Origin of the sequence: Bacteroides sp. AM23-12, assembly GCF_003434395.1 — a bacterium.
In the GTDB taxonomy this organism is placed as follows: domain Bacteria; phylum Bacteroidota; class Bacteroidia; order Bacteroidales; family Bacteroidaceae; genus Bacteroides; species Bacteroides thetaiotaomicron.
In genome coordinates this window covers 1-5,791 of record NZ_QTLF01000064.1, presented here as the reverse complement: position 1 = coordinate 5,791, position 5,791 = coordinate 1, and the positions used below count along the sequence as shown (strand labels likewise).

General features: G+C 46.5%; 2 tRNA genes and 3 rRNA genes. All 5 read right to left on the bottom strand.

The features are described from left to right. Positions 1–12: 12 nt before the first annotated feature. Positions 13–123: ribosomal RNA gene (gene rrf, locus DW640_RS22805) — 5S ribosomal RNA — on the bottom strand. Positions 124–295: 172 nt separating this feature from the next. Continuing rightward, a 23S ribosomal RNA gene (locus DW640_RS22800) occupies positions 296–3,174 on the bottom strand. A 161-nt stretch (positions 3,175–3,335) separates the two neighbouring features. After that, positions 3,336–3,412: transfer RNA gene (locus DW640_RS22795), tRNA-Ala, on the bottom strand. Positions 3,413–3,466: 54 nt separating this feature from the next. Then, positions 3,467–3,540: transfer RNA gene (locus tag DW640_RS22790), tRNA-Ile, on the bottom strand. 160 nt (positions 3,541–3,700) lie between these two features. Then, a 16S ribosomal RNA gene (locus DW640_RS22785) occupies positions 3,701–5,229 on the bottom strand. Together the 16S, 23S and 5S rRNA genes with 2 tRNA genes alongside form the textbook arrangement of a ribosomal RNA operon. Positions 5,230–5,791 lie beyond the last annotated feature (562 nt).

Here is a 5,791-nt window from a genome sequence, read left to right as displayed (position 1 = left end):
GGGCTTCTCTAAAAATGGCGGCTACCTACTCTCCCACTGTTACGCAGTACCATCGGCGTGACGAGGCTTAACTTCTCTGTTCGGAATGGGAAGAGGTGGAACCCTCGTGCTATAACCACCTGAATTTCTTCAATTGACAATGGACAATTGACAAATGACAATTATCGCAGCTGTCATGATAAGTTATGACATGATAAAAAGTAAAATTCAAGTATCTGTTAATCTAATTGTCAATTGTCATTTGTCAATTGTCAATTAAAAAAGCTAAACGTATATATCGCGATCCGCACCGTCCAAAAGAAAGTGAACGGGCAATTAGTAATGCTCGGCTTTGATGTTACCACCTTTACACCTGCATCCTATCAACGTCATCGTCTTTAACGACCCTAAGAAATCTAATCTTGTGGCTGGCTTCGTACTTAGATGCTTTCAGCACTTATCCAATCCCGACTTAGATACCCAGCAATGCACCTGGCGGCACAACTGGTAAACCAGCGGTCAGTCCAACACGGTCCTCTCGTACTAGTGTCAGAGCCACGCAAATTTCATACGCCCACGATAGATAGAGACCGAACTGTCTCACGACGTTCTGAACCCAGCTCGCGTGCCACTTTAATGGGCGAACAGCCCAACCCTTGGGACCTTCTCCAGCCCCAGGATGTGACGAGCCGACATCGAGGTGCCAAACCCCTCCGTCGATATGAGCTCTTGGGAGGGATCAGCCTGTTATCCCCGGAGTACCTTTTATCCTTTGAGCGATGTCCCTTCCATACGGAAACACCGGATCACTATGCTCTAGTTTCCTACCTGATCGACTTGTAAGTCTCCCAGTCAAGCGCCCTTATGCCATTACACTCTGCGGACGGTTACCAATCGTCCTGAGGGCACCTTTAGAAGCCTCCGTTACTATTTTGGAGGCGACCACCCCAGTCAAACTACCCACCAAACAGTGTCCTCGTACCACGAGTTAGAACTCAAATAATCAAAGGGCCGTATTTCAACAGCGACTCCACAAATACTGGCGTACCTGCTTCGAAGTCTCCGGCCTATCCTACACATCAATTACCCAAATTCAATGTTAAGCTATAGTAAAGGTTCACGGGGTCTTTTCGTCCCATCGCGGGTAATCGGCATCTTCACCGATACTACAATTTCACTGAGCTCACGGTTGAGACAGTGTCCAGATCATTACACCATTCGTGCAGGTCGGAACTTACCCGACAAGGAATTTCGCTACCTTAGGACCGTTATAGTTACGGCCGCCGTTTACTGGGGCTTCAATTCAATGCTTCTCTTGCGATGACATCTCCTCTTAACCTTCCAGCACCGGGCAGGTGTCAGGCTGTATACGTAATCTTTCAATTTGGCACAGCCCTGTGTTTTTGTTAAACAGTTGCCTGGACCTATTCTCTGCGCCCAACTCTCGTTGGGACCCTTTATCCCGAAGTTACAGGGTCAATTTGCCTAGTTCCTTAACCGTGAATCACTCAAGCGCCTTAGTATATTCAACCCGACTACGTGTGTCCGTTTGCGGTACGGGTACCTCAAGGATTAAGTTTAGCGGATTTTCTTGGGAGTATGATTACACGCACTATTGGATTGTTCCGAAGAACGCTCCATACTATCAGGTTCGACTCTTATCCCGGATTTGCCTGGGATAATCAACATCTACACCCTTCAACGGACTATTCCGTCAGTCCGCGGCGCTGTCACGCCTCCGTCTCCACGTCACTCCTTAAGGTAGTACAGGAATATTAACCTGTTCTGCCATCGGCCTCACCGTTCGGCTGAGCCTTAGGACCCGACTAACCCTGATCCGATTAGCGTTGATCAGGAAACCTTAGTCTTTCGGCGAGGGGGTTTCTCACCCCCTTTATCGTTACTTATACCTACATTTGCTTTTCCACACGCTCCAGCAAAGCTCACGCTTCACCTTCGACGCAGAGTGGAATGCTCCCCTACCGATCATTACTGATCCCATAGCTTCGGTAAAACACTTAATGCCCGATTATTATCCACGCCAAACTCCTCGACTAGTGAGCTGTTACGCACTCTTTAAATGAATGGCTGCTTCCAAGCCAACATCCTAGCTGTCTTAGCAATCTGACTTCGTTAGTTCAACTTAGTGTTTATTTGGGGACCTTAGCTGATGGTCTGGATTCTTCTCCTTTAGGACATGGACCTTAGCACCCATGCCCTCACTCCTGTGATAGAACTAATGCGCATTCGGAGTTTATCAAGACTTGATAGGCGGTGAAGCCCTCGCATCTTATCAGTCGCTCTACCTCACATTAGTAACTCACAAGGCTGCACCTAAATGCATTTCGGGGAGTACGAGCTATCTCCAAGTTTGATTAGCCTTTCACCCCCACCCTCAGTTCATCCGGAAGCTTTTCAACGCTTATCGGTTCGGTCCTCCAGTTAGTGTTACCTAACCTTCAACCTGACCAAGGGTAGATCACTTGGTTTCGCGTCTACTCCTTCCGACTCGACGCCCTGTTCAGACTCGCTTTCGCTTCGGCTGCACATCTCAAGATGCTTAACCTTGCCGGAAAAAGTAACTCGTAGGTTCATTATGCAAAAGGCACGCCGTCACTGCTTACGCAGCTCCGACCGCTTGTAGGCGCACGGTTTCAGGGACTATTTCACTCTTCTATTCGAAGTGCTTTTCACCTTTCCTTCACAGTACTGGTTCGCTATCGGTCTCTCGGGAGTATTTAGCCTTACCGGATGGTCCCGGCAGATTCACGCAAGATTTCTCGTGTCCCGCGCTACTCAGGATACCACTACGCTTAATTTGACTTCGTATACCGGACTATCACCGTCTATGGTTCCACTTTCCAGAGGATTCTACTCATCAAATGTCTTGCGATATCGTGGTCCTACAACCCCACACATGCCGTAACATGGGTGGTTTGGGCTATTCCCCGTTCGCTCGCCACTACTAGGGGAATCATTATTATTTTCTTTTCCTACAGGTACTAAGATGTTTCAGTTCCCTGCGTTAGCTTCCATCAAAGATGGATGACATTCCTTCAGAATGCCGGGTTGTCCCATTCGGAAATCTCTGGATCAAAGGTTATTTGCACCTACCCAGAGCTTATCGCAGCTTATCACGTCCTTCATCGCCTCCGAGAGCCAAGGCATCCGCCATGCGCCCTTGCTTACTTTCTTTCAAACTTACTTTCAAGTATCAGGTATCAAGTATCAGGTATTACCCCGGAATACTCAATATCGCGGTACTTAAAACGTACGGTTCGATATATACTTTTAGCTCTTTACTAAATTTTACTTTTTGTACATCATGTCAAAGATCGTTTCTCTGTTTTCAGAGATGGTGGAGAATAACGGATTCGAACCGTTGACCCTCTGCGTGCAAGGCAGATGCTCTAGCCAGCTGAGCTAATCCCCCAAGAGTAATTGAACATCGCAATAACGTATTGGCAACGACAATTTTTGTTCGGAGTAGTCCCAGGCAGAGTTGAACTGCCGACCTCTACATTATCAGTGTAGCGCTCTAACCAACTGAGCTATAGGACTAGTTCAACCTTGTCTACCTGATGTTAGACTCGGCTTCTTTATTTCTCTTGTTTATCTCTATCTATACTTCTATAGATGGTTGATCTATATGTTATAAATAAACAAGTACCAGTAGTACAATAATAGAACCTATGAAATCGTTGTTACGACATCGCTCCAGAAAGGAGGTGTTCCAGCCGCACCTTCCGGTACGGCTACCTTGTTACGACTTAGCCCCAATTACCAGTTTTACCCTAGGACGCTCCTTGCGGTTACGTACTTCAGGTACCCCCGGCTTTCATGGCTTGACGGGCGGTGTGTACAAGGCCCGGGAACGTATTCACCGCGCCATGGCTGATGCGCGATTACTAGCGAATCCAGCTTCACGAAGTCGGGTTGCAGACTTCGATCCGAACTGAGAGAGGCTTTTGGGATTAGCATCCTGTCACCAGGTAGCTGCCTTCTGTACCCCCCATTGTAACACGTGTGTAGCCCCGGACGTAAGGGCCGTGCTGATTTGACGTCATCCCCACCTTCCTCACATCTTACGACGGCAGTCTCTCTAGAGTCCTCAGCATGACCTGTTAGTAACTAAAGATAAGGGTTGCGCTCGTTATGGCACTTAAGCCGACACCTCACGGCACGAGCTGACGACAACCATGCAGCACCTTCACATTTGCCTTACGGCTATACTGTTTCCAATATATTCAAATGCAATTTAAGCCCGGGTAAGGTTCCTCGCGTATCATCGAATTAAACCACATGTTCCTCCGCTTGTGCGGGCCCCCGTCAATTCCTTTGAGTTTCACCGTTGCCGGCGTACTCCCCAGGTGGAATACTTAATGCTTTCGCTTGGCCGCTTACTGTATATCGCAAACAGCGAGTATTCATCGTTTACTGTGTGGACTACCAGGGTATCTAATCCTGTTTGATACCCACACTTTCGAGCATCAGTGTCAGTTGCAGTCCAGTGAGCTGCCTTCGCAATCGGAGTTCTTCGTGATATCTAAGCATTTCACCGCTACACCACGAATTCCGCCCACCTCTACTGTACTCAAGACAGCCAGTATCAACTGCAATTTTACGGTTGAGCCGCAAACTTTCACAACTGACTTAACTGTCCACCTACGCTCCCTTTAAACCCAATAAATCCGGATAACGCTCGGATCCTCCGTATTACCGCGGCTGCTGGCACGGAGTTAGCCGATCCTTATTCATATGGTACATACAAAATTCCACACGTGGAAAACTTTATTCCCATATAAAAGAAGTTTACAACCCATAGGGCAGTCATCCTTCACGCTACTTGGCTGGTTCAGGCCTGCGCCCATTGACCAATATTCCTCACTGCTGCCTCCCGTAGGAGTTTGGACCGTGTCTCAGTTCCAATGTGGGGGACCTTCCTCTCAGAACCCCTATCCATCGAAGGTTTGGTGAGCCGTTACCTCACCAACTGCCTAATGGAACGCATCCCCATCGATAACCGAAATTCTTTAATAACAAGACCATGCGGTCTGATTATACCATCGGGTATTAATCTTTCTTTCGAAAGGCTATCCCCGAGTTATCGGCAGGTTGGATACGTGTTACTCACCCGTGCGCCGGTCGCCATCTCCAGTTTGCAAGCAAACTGAAATGCTGCCCCTCGACTTGCATGTGTTAAGCCTGTAGCTAGCGTTCATCCTGAGCCAGGATCAAACTCTTCATTGTAAAAGTATTGTTAGTCAGCATAAAGCTGATTTTTGCTCTGTTCAGGATGCCGTACAATTTATTGACTTCATTAATACCTTACGTCTCATGCATATTACTATATATATAAGACAAGTATTGACGGTTCTATTTTTTCTTGTACTACTTGTATTGTTTATCAATATTTCAAAGAACTTGCTGCTTTCGTTTTAAAAGCGGGTGCAAAGGTAAGAGGTTTTATTTTAACCACCAAATGTTTTCGGAAGTTTTTTTTCGCTTTTCTTTTTCTATCGTTTCTCAGACTCTCTTAGCGAAAGGGAAAGAAGGTAAAGAAGAAAAACAAAACGCCTTTTCTTTGCGAATCGGACTGCAAAGATAAGAACTTTTAGCTTTATCTTCCAAACTTTATCGGAAGTTTTTTTGTTCTTATGGTCAAGCAGTACTGCGCTTTTACACTAAGTCAATTTAACAAGGCTTTCTTCTCTTGGAAAGCGGGTGCAAAAGTACTCCCTTTTCAAATATGCTCCAAACTTAAATCACTCTTTTTTTGAATTATTTTTGAGGATAGAAGCTAAAGTGTTGA